Origin of the sequence: Synechococcus sp. CS-1328 (assembly GCF_025128095.1) — a bacterium.
Classification (GTDB): domain Bacteria; phylum Cyanobacteriota; class Cyanobacteriia; order PCC-6307; family Cyanobiaceae; genus CBW1002.
The window spans coordinates 1-14,786 of sequence record NZ_JAHLYT010000047.1 but is presented as its reverse complement, the minus strand read 5'-3'; the positions used below and the strand labels follow the sequence as shown (position 1 = coordinate 14,786).

General features: G+C 68.5%; 12 protein-coding genes, 1 tRNA gene and 1 pseudogene. 6 read left to right on the top strand and 8 right to left on the bottom strand.

The features are described from left to right. Positions 1 to 88 precede the first annotated feature (88 nt). Complete coding sequence (gene tatC, locus KQ310_RS07945; protein WP_259721260.1) at positions 89 to 871, top strand: twin-arginine translocase subunit TatC; 783 nt, start codon at positions 89 to 91, stop codon at positions 869 to 871. A 77-nt stretch (positions 872 to 948) separates the two neighbouring features. Here the strand turns inward: tatC and KQ310_RS07940 are convergent, their stop codons facing one another. Further along, a complete protein-coding gene (locus KQ310_RS07940) occupies positions 949 to 1,296 on the bottom strand; it encodes a DUF3067 family protein (protein WP_259721226.1) in 348 nt (115 codons plus the stop codon). A 131-nt stretch (positions 1,297 to 1,427) separates the two neighbouring features. On the opposite strand from KQ310_RS07940, the gene petC reads away from it, so the two are divergent. Genes petC through cobM form a run of 4 tightly spaced genes read left to right on the top strand, consistent with a single transcriptional unit; the run spans position 1,428 to position 4,562 of the window. Further along, positions 1,428 to 1,964 carry a cytochrome b6-f complex iron-sulfur subunit gene (gene petC, locus KQ310_RS07935; protein WP_259721225.1) on the top strand — a complete coding sequence of 179 codons (537 nt, stop codon included), beginning with the start codon at positions 1,428 to 1,430 and terminating at the stop codon, positions 1,962 to 1,964. 44 nt (positions 1,965 to 2,008) lie between these two features. Next, a complete protein-coding gene (petA, locus tag KQ310_RS07930) occupies positions 2,009 to 2,941 on the top strand; it encodes a cytochrome f (RefSeq protein ID WP_259721224.1) in 933 nt (310 codons plus the stop codon). Further along, a complete protein-coding gene (gene lgt / locus KQ310_RS07925; protein ID WP_259721223.1) occupies positions 2,941 to 3,801 on the top strand; it encodes a prolipoprotein diacylglyceryl transferase in 861 nt (286 codons plus the stop codon). The genes petA and lgt overlap by 1 nt, the downstream gene beginning before the upstream one ends. After that, positions 3,798 to 4,562 (top strand): precorrin-4 C(11)-methyltransferase, encoded by a 765-nt coding sequence (gene cobM, locus KQ310_RS07920; RefSeq protein WP_259721222.1) that lies wholly within the window; start codon positions 3,798 to 3,800, stop codon positions 4,560 to 4,562. Before lgt ends, cobM begins: the two co-directional genes overlap by 4 nt. A 4-nt stretch (positions 4,563 to 4,566) precedes the next feature. On the opposite strand, the gene KQ310_RS07915 is transcribed toward cobM, so the two are convergent. Further along, positions 4,567 to 6,042 carry an FAD-dependent oxidoreductase gene (locus KQ310_RS07915; RefSeq protein WP_259721221.1) on the bottom strand — a complete coding sequence of 492 codons (1,476 nt, stop codon included), beginning with the start codon at positions 6,040 to 6,042 and terminating at the stop codon, positions 4,567 to 4,569. 216 nt (positions 6,043 to 6,258) lie between these two features. Here KQ310_RS07915 and KQ310_RS07910 point away from each other — a divergent pair. Continuing rightward, positions 6,259 to 6,330 (top strand) — tRNA-Val (locus KQ310_RS07910). Positions 6,331 to 6,405: 75 nt separating this feature from the next. Here KQ310_RS07910 and hypE read toward each other — a convergent pair. The 6 genes and pseudogenes from hypE to KQ310_RS07880 all read right to left on the bottom strand — a co-directional run. After that, positions 6,406 to 7,407, bottom strand: a complete 1,002-nt coding sequence (gene hypE / locus KQ310_RS07905) for a hydrogenase expression/formation protein HypE (protein WP_259721220.1) — start codon at positions 7,405 to 7,407, stop codon at positions 6,406 to 6,408. A 5-nt stretch (positions 7,408 to 7,412) separates the two neighbouring features. Continuing rightward, on the bottom strand, positions 7,413 to 8,564 hold the full coding sequence (gene hypD, locus KQ310_RS07900) for a hydrogenase formation protein HypD (protein ID WP_399237921.1): 1,152 nt from the start codon (positions 8,562 to 8,564) through the stop codon (positions 7,413 to 7,415). Further along, a complete protein-coding gene (locus KQ310_RS07895) occupies positions 8,561 to 9,592 on the bottom strand; it encodes a dihydroorotate dehydrogenase-like protein (protein WP_259721219.1) in 1,032 nt (343 codons plus the stop codon). Before KQ310_RS07895 ends, hypD begins: the two co-directional genes overlap by 4 nt. Then, a complete protein-coding gene (nifJ, locus tag KQ310_RS07890; protein ID WP_259721218.1) occupies positions 9,589 to 13,431 on the bottom strand; it encodes a pyruvate:ferredoxin (flavodoxin) oxidoreductase in 3,843 nt (1,280 codons plus the stop codon). Before nifJ ends, KQ310_RS07895 begins: the two co-directional genes overlap by 4 nt. Then, positions 13,428 to 13,667, bottom strand: coding sequence for a HypC/HybG/HupF family hydrogenase formation chaperone (locus tag KQ310_RS07885; protein ID WP_259721217.1), 240 nt, complete (start codon positions 13,665 to 13,667; stop codon positions 13,428 to 13,430). Before KQ310_RS07885 ends, nifJ begins: the two co-directional genes overlap by 4 nt. Further along, positions 13,591 to 14,786, bottom strand: a pseudogene (locus tag KQ310_RS07880) (hypothetical protein); the annotation flags it as partial. The gene KQ310_RS07885 and the pseudogene KQ310_RS07880, both read right to left, overlap by 77 nt.

Genomic DNA, 14,786 nt, shown 5'->3' with positions numbered 1-14,786 from the left:
GGAACCCATCTCCGGACCAGCAGCTGGTGCAGGACCACCAGCACCGATTCGCATCCCTGGCGCCGTGAGCGCCATCTCCGATCAGGGGATGGTCGATAGCGGTGCTGAGTCCGGGGCTGAAGACGGGGCTGATGCCTATCCAGGTGAAGTGGAGATGACCCTGATGGAGCATCTCGACGAACTGCGCAACCGGGTTCTGCGCAGCCTGCTGGCGGTGGTGATTGCGGCGGCGGGCTGCCTGGTGGTGGTCCGTCCGTTGGTCAAGTTGCTGGAGGTTCCGGCGCAGGGCATCCGCTTCCTGCAGTTGGCGCCGGGCGAGTTTCTCTTCGTCTCCCTCAAGGTGGCGGGCTACGCCGGCCTCAGCCTGGCCCTTCCCTATGTGCTCTACGAGATTCTCGGCTTCGTGCTGCCTGGCCTGACCCGGCGGGAACGGCAACTGGTGGCCCCGGCGGTGGCGGGATCGGCGGTGTTGTTTGTCGCTGGCCTCGCCTTTGCCTGGTGGGCCCTGGTGCCAGCCGCTTTGCGCTTCCTGGTGAACTACGGCGCGGATGTGGTCGAGCCGCTCTGGTCGATCGAGCGCTATCTGGACTTTGTTCTGTTGCTGATGGTGGCCACCGCCCTGGCCTTCCAGTTGCCGGTGTTGCAGCTGCTGCTTGGCGCCTTGGGGCTGATCCGGGCCAAGGTGATGCTGGCTGGCTGGCGCTGGGTGCTTCTGGTCGCGGCCATTGCCGGAGCCGTGCTGACGCCGTCCACGGATCCGTTCACGATGCTGCTGCTCAGCGGTGCGATCACAGCCCTCTACCTGGTCGGTGTCGCCCTGGTGGCCCTGGCGGAACGGGTGCGGCCAGCCGCTCCGGCTGCTGCTGGCTGAGGCCACGGGCCAGTGCCTCTGGATCGATGCCTCTGACTGCTGCCACGTGCCGCTGCCGCTGCAGCAACGGCTCACGCTCAGAGCAGAAATTCGCTGGCCCGTTCGGGAGGGAGTTCCAGGGCCAGATTCATCGCCTTGCCCAGGCGGGGCCGATCGTTGGTGCTGCTGAGCCAGCTGCGCACCTGCCCGGCCACTCCCATGCCGTTGAGGGCACCCACCAGCTCCTCCATCCGATCGGCATATTCATCGGCGCTGAGCGGAAACGACTGCTGCTCGAGATAGGCCCACATCACCTGCAGGTAGAGACGACCCCGTCGCTGCACCAGTTGGAGGTCGTAGGAGGCTTGCCAGCGGCGCCGCAGAATCGCCACCACTTCCTCAACGGACAGGGGCCCCTGGCGGCTGGTGGCGCCGGATTCGGACACGGAAGCAGGGCGGACTCCACCACAGCATGTTGCAGCCAGCCTGGTCAGCCCCCGGGTGGCGGACGTGCCGGGCTGGGCAAGGTTCATAATGGTCGCCACGTTGCCTCGGTCCCGACGACCGTCAGCCCCGCATGACCCAGATGCCTGCGAGCGATGTGCCCGGAATGGGTCGTCGGCAGTTCATGAATCTGCTCACCTTCGGTTCGCTCACCGGGGTGGCTCTCGGCGCTCTCTATCCGGTGGTGAACTACTTCATCCCCCCCCGGGCCGCTGGCGGTGGTGGCGGCACCACCGCCAAGGATGAGCTCGGCAACACCGTGACGGCCACGGGCTGGCTGGACACCCACAAGGAGGGAGATCGGAGCCTGGTGCAGGGCCTCAAGGGCGACCCCACCTATCTGATCGTTGAAGGTGCCGACGCGATCGGCAGCTACGGCATCAACGCGATCTGCACTCACCTGGGCTGCGTGGTGCCCTGGAACAGCGGCGCCAACAAGTTCATGTGCCCCTGCCACGGCAGCCAGTACGACGCCACCGGCAAGGTGGTGCGCGGTCCGGCACCCCTGTCGCTGGCCCTGGCGAATGTGTCGGTCGAGAACGACACCGTGTTCCTCAGCCAGTGGACCGACACCGATTTCCGCACGGGTGAGAAGCCCTGGTGGGTCTGAGCCGCTTCCCTTTTCTCTCCGCCCGTCCAGCCGCCCCCTCTCCCATGCGCCGCCTCGTTTCTCTTCTGCTCGGCTCTGTCCTGGCCTGCGGTGTGCTCGTCAGCGCCGCCGCCCCGAGCTGGGCCTATCCCTTCTGGGCCCAGCAGAACTACGCCAGCCCCCGCGAAGCCACCGGCAAGCTGGTCTGCGCCAACTGCCATCTCGCCAAGAAGGCCACCCGCGTCGAGGTGCCCCAGGCCGTGATGCCGGACACCGTCTTCAAGGCGGTGGTGGAGATCCCCTACGACACCTCAGTGCAACAGGTTTCCGGTGATGGCAGCGCCGCCGGCCTGAACGTGGGTGCCGTGGTGATGCTGCCGGATGGTTTCATCCTGGCGCCTCAGGATCGTCTGTCCGAGGAACTGAAGCAAGAAACGGCCGGCATCTATTACACCCAGTACAGCGACGACCAGCCCAACATCCTGCTGGTGGGTCCGTTGCCTGGTGATCAGCACCAGGAGATCGTCTTCCCGATCCTCTCTCCCGATCCTGCCGCTGACAGCAGCATTCACTTCGGCAAATACTCGATCCACGTAGGTGGCAATCGCGGACGCGGCCAGGTCTATCCCACCGGTGAGAAGTCGAACAACACGGTCTACACAGCCTCGGTGGCTGGCCAGGTGAGTGCCATCACCCCGGCTGACGGTGGCGGCACTGTGGTGGAGATCACCACCGCCGATGGCAGCACCGTGAGCGACACCGTGCCCGCCGGCCCCAGCCTGATCGTGGCGGTGGGTGATGCGGTCGAAGCCGGTGCCCCGATCTCCAACGACCCGAATGTGGGTGGTTTTGGTCAGATCGATACCGAGATCGTGCTGCAGGATCCCGTGCGCATCTACGGCCTGCTCGCCTTCTTCGCCTCTGTGGCCCTGGCTCAGATCATGCTGGTGCTGAAGAAGCGCCAGATTGAGAAGGTGCAGGCCGCCGAAGGCGTCTGATGCCCTTTGCTCTGTTCACCTCTCCGGGGCCCCTGGTCTTCCAGCTGGGCCCTTTTGCACTGCGCTGGTATGGCCTGCTAATCGCCCTGGCGGTGCTGGTGGGCCTGATGCTCTCCAGCCGGCTGGCCCGCAGGCGCGGCATTGATCCCAGCCTCGTGGCCGACCTGCTGCCCCTGATCGTGCTCGGGGCGGTGCTGGGGGCCCGCCTCTATTACGTGAGCCTGGAGTGGCGCCAGTTCCAGGACAATCCCTGGGATGCCCTGGCGATCTGGCGTGGCGGCATCGCCATCCACGGTGCCCTGATCGGCGGCGTGCTCACCACCATCCTCTTCTGCCGCTGGCGGGCATTGCCCTTCTGGAGCCTGCTCGATGTGCTGGTGCCTTCGGTGGCCCTGGGCCAGGCGATCGGCCGCTGGGGCAACTTCTTCAATTCCGAAGCCTTCGGCCTGCCCACCGAGCTTCCCTGGAAGCTCTATATCCCCCTGGCCCAGCGTCCGGTGGAAGTTCTGGAGCGCACCGGCTTTCATCCCACCTTTCTCTATGAATCCATCTGGAATCTGGGGGTCTGTGTGCTGCTGCTCCTGCTCTTCCGCAGCGCCAGCCGCGGTCGCATCGCCCTCCCGGCTGGCGCCCTGAGCTGCATCTACCTGATGGCCTACAGCAGCGGCCGCATCTGGATCGAAGGGCTGCGCCTCGATCCGCTCTGCCTGTTCTCCCAGCCCCCCTTCTGCAGTGGTGGCCTGCGCATGGCCCAGCTGATGAGCCTGCTGCTGATCGCTCTGGGCGGCCTCGGCCTCTGGTGGCTCTACGGTCGCCACAGATCCCTGCCCGATCCTTCCGGCGTGACGTCCCAGCCATGAGTGAGTATCCGGTGTGGATCGTCGGTGCCGGTCCCGGTGCCCCTGATCTGCTCACCCTGCGGGCGGCCCGGCTGCTCGAACAGGCCGATGTGCTGGTCTGGACCGATTCCCTGGTGAATCCCCAGATCGCCGCGCTGGCCCCCGCGACCTGCGAACGCATCCGGACCAGCACCCTCACCCTCGAGGAGGTGATGGAACGGGTGCTGGATCGCGCCCGCCAGGGCCTACGGGTGGTGCGGCTTCATGACGGTGATCCCTGCCTCTATGGGGCGCTGGCCGAACAGATCTGTCGCCTAGCCGATGCCGGCATCGGTGTGGAGGTGGTGCCTGGCCTGAGTGCCTACCAGGCCACCGCCTCGGCCCTTCAGAGCGAACTCACGATTCCGGGCCTGGTTCAGACGATCGTGCTCAGCCGCGCCGGTGGGCGCACGGGGGTGCCGGAGCGCGAAAGCCTGGAACGGCTGGCGGCACTGCGGGCCTCCCTCTGCCTCTACCTGAGTGCCCGCCACGTGGAGGAGGTGCAGACGGAACTGCTGCGGCACTATCCGGCCGACACCCCTGTAGCGATCGGCTATCGGGTGAGCTGGCCGGACCAGTGGCTCACGGTGGTGCCCCTCGAGCGCATGGCAGCCGTGAGCCGGGAGAAGGAGCTGATCCGCACCACCCTCTATGTGGTGAGTCCGGCCCTGCAGGCACCGGCCGAAGCCCGCTCGAAGCTCTATTCCGCCAGTCACAACCACCTGTTCCGCGGCGGCGCCTGACGGCTCAGCCGGCGATCGTCTGCTGGGCGGTGCGCTCGGCAACCCCTGCGGGGGCCTCGCCGTACAGCTCGTGAGCCAGGTGGTCGCGGTCATAGCCGCAGTCCAGCCGCGCCACGATCGCTTCGAGGTCGATGGCGGCATTGCCCAGGCAGCAGGTGCCCCCGGGTGAGGGCGTCACGTTGAACACAAGGCCGGGGATCGGTTCGAGCCGTGCCTCGCCGAGCATCAGGCGGCGCTCCTGCTTGTTGATCAGCTGGGGTCTGACGCCGCCATAGCCCTCGGCGAAGCTGAGATCCTGCAGCTGCATGCCCGGCACGATCTTGCGGGCGTCCGCCAGGAACAGGCGCCGCCGCAGCCAGGGCACCTCGAAGAGGAGGTTCTTGAGGATGTAGTTGCGAATGTCGGCGATCCGCAGCAGCTGCCAGAACACGGCCAGCACCGCCCAGTCGAGCCGCAGCACCTGCAGGAACTCCCAGAAGGAGGCGGGCTTATAGCGCTCCAGCAGGGGCAGGAGCAGGGCCGTGGGGCCGAACCGGGTTTTGCCGGGCGCCCGCACGTCTGGGTCGCCGTGGATGGCGGCGAAGGGCAGTTTGTCGTTCTGCACGGTGTAGACCTTGCCGCGCAACAGATCCGGCGTGAAGTAGAAGCTGCCGGCCACCGGCAAGCAGGAGTACTCCAGCCCGTAGCCCATCCGCTGCGCCATCAGCAGGCTGTGGGCCCCGGCATTCACCACCACATGCCGGGCCACGATCTCCTGCACCACTCCTGGAGTCGTGGCCAGGCGCGTCGATCCTGAGGCCGCTCCTGCAGCGGGAGTGACGCGAAGCCGAACCCGGAAGCCCTCCCCCTCCGGCTCGATCGCCTCCACCGTGGTGCCCATGCGGATGTCGAGGCTGCGGTCGCTGCCGCGCACCGCCTGCTGAGCCTGTTTCACAAACGAGGCTGAAAGCTCTTCGTAATCCACCGCCGTGTAGGTGCGGCGAATGCCGATCGCCACGAGGGGCTCAGGTCTGAGCTGGCCGTTCACCAGGGCCACCTGGGGTTCCCATTCGGCGATCTGCTCCTTCTCCAGCCATTCCATGGCGGGGAAATGGGCGGAAAAGCGCTCGAACCGCTGCCGCAGAAAGGAGCATTCCTGCTCCCCCACCCCCAGCACCATCTTCGGGGTGCGGAAGACGCAGCGCTCGCGCGTGGCCGGATCGAGCAGGTCGGCGTAGTGGACGATCATCTCGGCCGTGCGCTTCACCCGCACAGCCTTCTCGAGGGTGTAGTTGGTCTCGATGTCGCCGCAGTGGATCGTCTGGCTGTTGTTGGTGGCGCGCGAATTCACCTGGGCCAGGCGGCCATAGCGCTCCACCAGGGTCACGTGGTGGAGGTCGGTGTAGCGGGCCAGTTCGAACAGCAGGGCCGTGCCACACACACCACCGCCCACGATCAGCACATCGGTGTGCGCTGCCCCATGCTGACCCGTTCCCACCATCGCTGCCCGTTGTTCGATCAGTGACTGGCGTCCATGGTCGCCGATCGCAGCGCAGGGGCGGGGCTTGCCAGGAAACGAAACCTGGCCGGGTTGTTCGGCCGCCGTGGCAGGAGGGGTGATGGTTTAAGCTCCGATCAAGGCAGCGGTTTCCGCAGCCGCCGGGATGATGGACCATCACTCGGTAGGCCTGAGTTCAGACTCAGATCCAGACACAAAGGGCGATTAGCACAGCGGTAGCGCACTTCCTTCACACGGAAGGGGTCACTGGTTCGAATCCAGTATCGCCCATGATTTTTCTTTCAAGCCGCATCAATCGCCTGGTTGATATCAGGCAACTGTGGGGCACATTCTTGTAACGGGCGATCAGCAGATCCTGGGCAGCAGTTCTCCGCTCAGGGGCCTGAGCACGCGGCTGCTGCCGTAGGCGGTGCGCAGCAGCACGGGGGCCTCCCCCATCTCGGGCAGAACCGAGCCGATCCAGCTGCCGCCCCAGGCCTCCAGCAGGGGTGCCACCCGATCCAGGCTCTCGGCTGGCACCACGGCCAGGAAGCGCCCCTCATTGGCCAGATGCAGCGGCTCGAAGCCCAGCAGGTCGCAGCAGCGGGCCACCGGCTCGATCACGGGGATCCGCTCCTCCTCGATCTGCAGCGTCAGCCCGGCCGCCAGCGCCAATTCCTGCAGGGCGCTGGCCAGGCCGCCGCGGGTGAGATCCCGCAGGCAGTGGATCCGCGCACCCCGCTGCAGCAGCTGCTGAACCAACGGCCAGAGGGGCGCGCAGTCGCTCAGCACCGGAGGATCAAGCTGCAGCCCATGGCGAGCGGCGAGGATCGCCACGCCGTGCCGGCCCAGATCCCCACTGACCAGCAGCTGATCGCCGGCGGCGATCCGGGAGGGATGGATCGGCTGCGATGCTTCCACCACACCGATGCCGCTGGTGTTGATGAACAGGCCGTCCGCCTTGCCCCGCTCCACCACCTTGGTGTCGCCGGTCACGATCGTGAGGCCGCAAGCGCGGGAGGCGGTCACCATCGATCCCACGACACGCCGCAACAGGCTCAGTGGCAACCCCTCTTCCAGAATCAACGCCACGCTCAGGTGAAGCGGACGGGCCCCCGCCATGGCGAGGTCGTTGGCGGTGCCGGTGATCGCCAGGGAGCCGATGTCGCCGCCGGGAAACTCCAGCGGCTGCACCACGTAGCTGTCGGTGGTGAAGGCGAGCTGCCCCGGGGGCAGGGTCAGGCTGGCGGCGTCGTGCAGCAGCTGCTGCGGATCGGCGTAGAGGCGCCGCAGCTCCTGGTCGATCAGCTGCTGCATCAGGGTGCCGCCACCCCCATGGGCCAGCCTTATCCGGGCGTTCTGCTCCATCCTGCTCAGTTGGGGCGGTAGCGGTGGTAGGCGGCGCAGGCCCCTTCACTCGACACCATCGGGGCGCCCAGGGGATGTTCCGGGGTGCAGCTGCTGCCGAAGGCAGGGCAGTCGCAGGGGCGCCGCACCCCGCGCAGGATCTGGCCGGAAATGCAGACTGGCAGGTTATGCGGCTCCTGCGATTGTTGCGGCTCCTGCGCCGCCGCAGGCTGGGGCTGCTCGAGCAGCTGCGGCCGGTGATGGCGCGCCTCCAGGGCGGCATAGGCCGGGCGCAGGGCCAGGCCGCCGGCCGGGATCACCCCCAGGCCGCGCCAGGGTTGATCCACCACCTCAAACACCGCCTCGATCAGCTGCTGGGCCTCGGGATTACCCCCTTCCTGCACCACCCGCCCGTAGGCGTTGGCCACGGCGCTCTCGCCGGCCTCCAGCAGCTGGACGCAGCGCAGGATTCCGGCCATCAGCTCCACGGGTTCGAAGCCGCTGATCACCACCGGCACCCCCTGCCGCTGCACCAGACCCTGCAGCTCCGCCGTGCCCATCACCGCTCCCACATGGCCCGCCGCCAGAAAGCCCTGCACCTGGTTGTCGGGTCCACTCAGGATCGCCTCCATGGCCGGAACCACCCGCACATGGGCCGGCAGCAGCGCCAGATTCACCAGCCCCAGGGCCGTGGCCTGGCGCACCAGCAGGGCCGTGGCCGGGGCGGTGGTCTCGAACCCCACCGCCAGGAACACCACCAGCCGATCGGGATGGGCCTGGGCCAGAGCGATTGCCTGCAGGGGGCTGGTGAGCAGCCGCACATCGCCGCCGGCGGCCCGCACACCCAGCAGATCATCGCCACTGCGGCTGCCGGGAACCCGCAGCATGTCTCCGTAGGAGCAGAGGATCACCTCCGGCTGGCGCGCCAGGGCCAGGGCCGCATCCAGGGTGGCCGCGGGCGTGACACACACAGGGCAGCCCGGACCATGAATCAGGCGGATCCCCTCGGGCAGCAACTGATCCAGACCCCAGCGCACGATGGCGTGGGTCTGGCCGCCGCACACTTCCATCAGGGTCCAGGGCCGGGTCGCGGTGGCCGCCAGCTGCGCGGCCAGGCGCTCCACCGCCTCAGCAGAACGGGCGTACCGCGTGTCGGCCGCCGGAACGGTCGTGCTCACCAGGGCCCCGGTGCCGCTGCGGCCGCGGCCGGGCGGAAGGTCTGCACCGCCAGCATGTAGTGAGCCCGCTCGAATTCGCTGGGATTGGGGCAGCGGCTCTGGCTCATGCAACCGATCAGCTCGCGCACGGAGCCATGCTCGTGCTCCGCCAGCCACTGGCGCAGCTCCTCCTCCAGCCCCGACAGGCGCTGGGGGCCGTGGCGCAGCAGTGCCCCCACCACCTGGGTGACGCAGGCGCCCGCCATCAGCAGGCGCACCGCATCGGTGCCGCGGTGCACACCGCCGCTGCCGGCCAGATCGAGCGGTTCATGGCCGTGCAGCAGGGCGATCCAGCGCATCGGCAGGCGCAGATCGTGGGGGGTGGAGAGCAGCAGGTTGGGGCGCACCTCCAGGGTCTCGATGTCGATGTCGGGCTGGTAGAAGCGGTTGAACAGCACCAGGCCATCGGCGCCGGCCTCGCGCAGGCGCCGCACCATCGCGGCCAGGTTGGTGAAAAAGGGGCTCAGCTTCACGGCCAGCGGCAGGCTTACCTCGGCGCGCACCTCCCGCACGATTTCCTCCACTTCGGCTTCGATGGCGGCGCTGGAGAGGAGCGGATCGGTGGGCAGGGCATAGATGTTCAGCTCGATCGCCGCCGCCCCCGCCGCCTCCATCCGCCGGGCGGTCTCCACCCAGCGACCGGGGTGGGTGCCATTGAGGCTGGCGATCACCGGAATCGCCAGATGCTGCCGGGCCCAGTCGAGGTGACGCAGGTAGAGAGCATCGCCGCCATGGCTGATCGCTGTTTCCGGCACGTAGCTCAGCGCTTCGCCGTAGCTGTCGCTGCCCTGCAGCAGGTGGCGATGCAGATCGAGCTGCTGCTGTTCGATCTCCTCCTGGAAGAGCGAGTGCAACACGATGGCTCCGGCACCGGCCCGCTCCAGGGCCAGCAACACGTCCGGGTCTTCGCTGAGGGGGCGGGCCGCCCCCACCACCAGGGGGCTGCGCAGCTCCAGGCCGAGGTAGGTGGTGGACAGGTCGGGGCTCATGGCTGCACCTCCGGATCGGTCGTGGGTAGGCCAGCCAGACTTCGATAGAACTCCCAGCGCTGATCGACATGGGCCTGGGCCTGCCGTGCCAGTTGCCGTGCCCGCTCCGGCTGGCTGTAGCTGAGCATGCGGAAGCGGTTTTCCGAGGCCATCACCTCAGCCAGGGGGCGCCGGGGGCTGGGGCTGTCGAGCTGAAGGGGCGTCTCGCCCCGCTCGCTGCGGCGGGGGTCGTAGCGGTAGAGCAGCCAGCGCCCCGCCTCCACCAAGGCCCGCTGGTGCGCCATGCCCTGGGCCATGTCGATGCCGTGGGCGATGCAGTGGGAATAGGCGATCAACAGCGACGGGCCTGGATAGCTCTCGGCCTCAAGGAAGGCCCGGATCGTGTGCTCATCGCGGGCCCCCATCGCCACGCTGGCCACATAGACGTTGCCGTAGGTCATCGCCATCAGGCCCAGATCCTTCTTGGGTGAGGCCTTTCCACCGGCGGCGAACTTGGCCACCGCACCGGTCGGGGTGGCCTTCGACATCTGTCCACCGGTGTTGGAGTACACCTCCGTGTCCAGCACGAGCACGTTCACATCGCGGCCGCTGGCCAGCACGTGATCCAGACCGCCGAAGCCGATGTCGTAGGCCCAGCCGTCGCCCCCCACCAGCCAGACACTGCGCTTCACCAGGGCATCGGCCAGATCGAGCAGGCGTTGGGCACGGCTGCCATCCAGCTCACCTGTCCCATCCGCCCCTGCGGACTCGCCCTGGAGTCGCTCGAGGCGGTGCTGCAGATGCCGCCGCAACTCCTGCACCCGTTGACGCTGGGCCTCGATGCCGGCTTCGTCGCTCTGGTCGGCCTCGCGCAGGGCTTCGGCCAGCGCTGGCGGAGCCAGCGGTTCCAGGAGGTCCAGGGCCATGCGGCGTTGCTGGTCGATCGCCACCCGCATGCCGAAGCCGAATTCGGCGTTGTCTTCGAACAGGGAGTTGCTCCAGGCCGGACCACGCCCGGCGGCATTGGCGCTCCAGGGGGTCGTGGGCAGGTTGCCGCCATAGATCGAGGAGCAGCCCGTGGCGTTGGCCACCACCATGCGATCGCCGAACAGCTGGGTGGCGAGCTTGAGGTAGGGGGTCTCGCCGCAGCCGGCGCAGGCCCCGGAGAATTCGAACAGGGGCTGCTGCAGCTGCTGCTGGCCGATCTTGTGGAGGTTGAGCCCCTGCCGCGGCACCTCGGGCAGGGAGAGGAAGAAGTCCCAGTACTGGCGAGACTGCTGCCGCAGCGGCCGCTGCGGCGCCATGTTGATCGCCTTGCGCTTGGGTTCGCTGCGGTCGCGAGCCGGGCACACCGCTACGCAGAGGGCGCAGCCGGTGCAGTCTTCCGCGCCCACCTGGATCGTGAAGGCCTGCTCGGCGAAGGCCTGGTCGCGGGCCGGGGCCTGGCGGAAGCCCGCTGGAGCAGCGGCCAGGGCCTCGGGAGCCACCACCTTGGCGCGGATCACCGCATGGGGACACACCATCACGCACTTACCGCACTGCACGCAGAGATCGCTCTCCCAGACCGGCACCTCGGCGGCGATGTTGCGCTTCTCCCAGCGGGCCGTGCCCACGGGCCAGGTGCCGTCGCAGGGGAGGGCGCTCACGGGCAGGGTGTCTCCCTGGCGCTCCAGCATCGGCGCGATCACCTGGCGCACGAAATCGGGTGCTGCAGCGAGGCGCTCCACCAGGGACGGGGTGTCCGCCATGGCTGGGTCGACCGGTTGTGCATCAACGGGTTGCGCATCACTGGCTTCTGCATCAAACCCTTGCCAGTCGAGCGGCAGCAGGTGATCGAGCGCCGCGTCCAGGGCGCGCAGGTTCATCGCCACCACTGCTTCCCCTTTGCGTCCATAGGACTTGTGGATCGCGGCGCGGATCCGTTCGATCGCAGCCTGCCTGGGCAGCACCCCGCTCAGGGCGAAGAAGCAGGCCTGCATCACGGTGTTGATGTGGCCGCCCATGCCCGCCTCCTGTGCCACCCGATCGGCTGCGATCACCCAGACCCGCAACCCCTGCCGCCGGATCGGCTGCCGCAGGGAGTCCGGCAGGCGCCGCCAGGTCTCCTGTGGATCAAACGGACTGTTGAGCAGGACGGTGCCGCCGGCTTCGATGCCCTCCAGCAGGGCGAAGCGACCGACGAAATCCCATTGGTGACAGGCCACCAGGGTGGGGCGCTGGATCAGGTAGGTGGAGCGGATCGGCTGCGGCCCGAAGCGCAGGTGCGAGACCGTGACGGAGCCGGATTTCTTGGAGTCGTAGACGAAATAGCCCTGGGCGAACAGATCGGTGCTCTCGCCGATGATCTTGATCGTGCTCTTGTTGGCGCCCACCGTTCCATCGGAGCCGAGGCCGTAGAACACGGCCCGTACCTCCCGGCCGGCTGTCTCACTGCCAACTGTTTCGCTGCTGACTGTCTCGCTGCTGGCCCTGTCGCTGGTGCCTTCGCAGACGAACTCCGGATCGATCGGTAGAGAGCGGTGGGTCACGTCATCGGTGATGCCCACGCTGAAATGGTTCAGCACCACTGCGGTTCGATCAACGGTGGTTGGATCAACGGTCGGCGCAGCCGCTCCCTTGGCCGCAGGGACGCCTGGAGTGGCCGCCAGGCCGCTGCCTCCCGGCAGCAACCGGGCCAGATGGTCGACCACGGCCTTCACCATCGCTGGCGTGAATTCTTTGGAGGAGAGCCCGTAGCGGCCGCCCAGCACCCGTGGCGGCGGCCGATCGGGATGGAGCAGCGGCCAGGCTTCGGCCAGGGCGGCCAGCACATCGAGGTACAGCGGCTCGCCGCTGGCGCCGGGATCCTTGCAGCGATCCAGAACCGCCACGGCCTTCACCGTGGCTGGCAGCGCTGCCACGAAGGTGTCCGCCGCGAAGGGACGGAACAGGCGCACCTTGATCAGCCCCACCCCGCCGGACGCAGGGTGTGCGCGGTTGAGCCACTCCATCGTTTCGTGAGCGGTTTCGCAGCCTGACCCCATCAACACCAGGACCCGCTCGGCATCGGCAGGCCCGACATACTCAAACGGCTGATAGCGCCGCCCACTGAGGGCCGCGAACCGGTCCATCGCCTCGGCCACCAGCTGCGGGGCGACGTCGTAGAAGCGGTTCACCGATTCGCGCGCCTGGAAATACACGTCCGGGTTCTGGCTGGTGCCGCGGATCACCGGATGGTCTGGACTCAGGGCCCGGGCCCGGTGCGCGGCGATGGCGTCGTCTGGAATCAGCTGCCGCAGCAGGGCGTCGTCGATCGGGGCGATCTTCTGGATCTCATGGGAGGTGCGGAAGCCGTCGAACACATGCAGGAACGGCAGGCGGCTGCGCAGGCTGGCGCGGGCGGCGATGGCGGCGAAGTCGCCGGCTTCCTGCACCGAGGCGGAGCAGAGGATGGCGCAGCCAGTGCCGCGGGTGGCCATCACATCGCTGTGGTCGCCGAAGATCGACAGGCCCTGGGCCGCCAGGGAGCGGGCGGCCACGTGCAGCACCACCGGCGTCAGCTCCCCCGCCAGCTTGTAGAGGTTGGGGATCATCAGCAGCAGCCCCTGCGAGGCTGTGAACGTGGTGGTGAGCGCGCCGGCCTGCAGGGCCCCATGCACCGCCCCCGCCGCCCCCGCTTCGCTCTGCAGTTCCACCACCGTGGGCACCGCACCCCAGAGGTTGGGACGCTCCTCATTCGCCCAGGTGTCAGCCCATTCGCCCATCGGCGAGGCCGGCGTGATCGGATAAATGGCGATCACCTCGTTGAGTCGGTAGGCCACCCGTGCCACCGCCTCATTGCCATCCACCGTGATCCTGGTGGCGACTGGGGTCTGGGTCATGGCTCGTCCTCCGCAACGATGCTCAGGGCCAGCCCCACATGCACCAGCACCTGATCGCCGACCCGGGCCTGGGGCAGGCAGGCCAGGCTCACGGCCTGGCGCACCCCGCCGAAATCCACCTCCGCCACCCGCCAGAGCGGATCGCCGCCGCCGGAGAGATCAGGGGGCTCCACCGGCTCCACCGCAGGCGGCTGGTGGGTGATCGAGAGGATGCGACCAGGCAGGGCCAGGCACATGGGCGTGCTGCACGCGGTGGGGCGGCTTCGATTCCGTTGTAGCCATGGCGCTGGAAAGGGCCCAGAGCTGACCCAGGGCCAGGCCGCCGTCGTTGCTGGGCAGAAGTTCTGCGCTGAAGGGTTCCAGGCCTGAGGCGCGCAGGCCGGCGCGGCAACCCTCCAGCAGCAGGCGATTCTGGAAGCAGCCGCCCGCCAGCACGACCCGCTGGCAGCCCCAGCCGGGTGCGGCCGCCTCCGCCATCGCCACCAACCCCCCGATCACGGCCCGATGGAATCGGGCGGCCTGGACGGCGCCCGCTCCTGGGCGGGCCTGGAGCGGCAGCTCCTCCAGCAGGGCCTTGAGCAGTGGCTGCCAGTCGAGCCAGCCGAGCGGCAGGCCCGCCGCCTGCGGGGCCGGCCGCAGCGGCAGGGGATAGGCCCGCTCCGCGGCGCTGGGGTCTCCCTCCAGCACTTCCGCGGCTCGGCCCTGCAGCAGCAGGCCGCCCTGCCCCTCGTAGCTGAGCACCTGGCAGAGGTCGAGCAGGGAGGCCACCGCATCGAAGAGGCGGCCGAGGCTGGAGCAGCGCGGGCTGTTGCAGCCGCCGGCGATCGCCTGCAGCAACAGGTGCCACTCCGCCGCCGTGAAGGCCGCCCGGCAGGCCGCGGCACCGCCGTGCTCCAACGCGGTTTGACCCGCTGCCGCCAGCAGGCCGAGTGCCGCCCGTCGTGGCTCGGCGCTGGCCCGATCCCCACCGGGCAGGGGGAAGGGCCGCAGGCTGGCCAGTCGCCGCCAGCGCAGCAGCGGTTCCGCTGGATTCCGGGTCGGCTTCCCTGCTGGATGCAGCCTGGGCTTGGCGGCCGGATCGATCGCAGGCCCGCCGGCTTCAAGCAGCAGCAGTTCGCAGCCCCAGAGGGGCGCTGTAGGCGCAGTGCCGGATGCGGGCTCGGAGCCGGATCCATCAACCCCGAGGCCGAGGCCGTCGCAGACCAGCAGCAGCAGCGGCGCCTGCTCCAGGCAGGCCGCCAGGCCGTGTTCCGCCACCACCGCCAGGCCATGGGCCAGGTGGTGCGGCACGGGGCACAGCCGCACGCTCCCTGCCCTGCCCTGGCCCGGTGAGGCCGCAGCCACCAGATCAGCGG